This is a genomic window from Bradyrhizobium sp. Kon58 (assembly GCF_055807455.1).
The window spans coordinates 1-350 of the sequence record NZ_JBVVOT010000175.1; the positions used below are offsets into that span (position 1 = coordinate 1).

General features: G+C 64.0%; 1 protein-coding gene. It reads right to left on the bottom strand.

The annotated features are described in order from the left end of the window. Positions 1-350: transglutaminase family protein (locus AC0L20_RS40010; protein WP_473295670.1), on the bottom strand; the 350-nt coding region annotated here is incomplete at both ends.

Genomic DNA, 350 nt, shown 5'->3' on the forward strand with positions numbered 1-350 from the left:
GCAAACGGTCGACCAGCCAGGGCGGGCATTCTTCACCCGGCGCGGGCATTTGCGCGAAGGCGATTTCCAGTTCGTACAGCGCATCGTTGCGCGCTTCATCCACCCGGGGCGCCTGGGACGTCGGGCCAATAAACAGCCCGGAAAACAGATAGGACAGCGATGGGTGGTTGTGCCAGTAGCTGATCAGGCTGCGCAGCAGGTCGGGCCGGCGCAGGAACGGCGAGTCCTTGGGTGTGGCGCCGCCCAGCACGAAGTGGTTACCGCCGCCGGTGCCGGTGTGGCGACCGTCGATCATGAATTTTTCCGTGGTCAGGCGAGTTTGCCGCGCCTCTTCGTAGAGAAACTCGGTG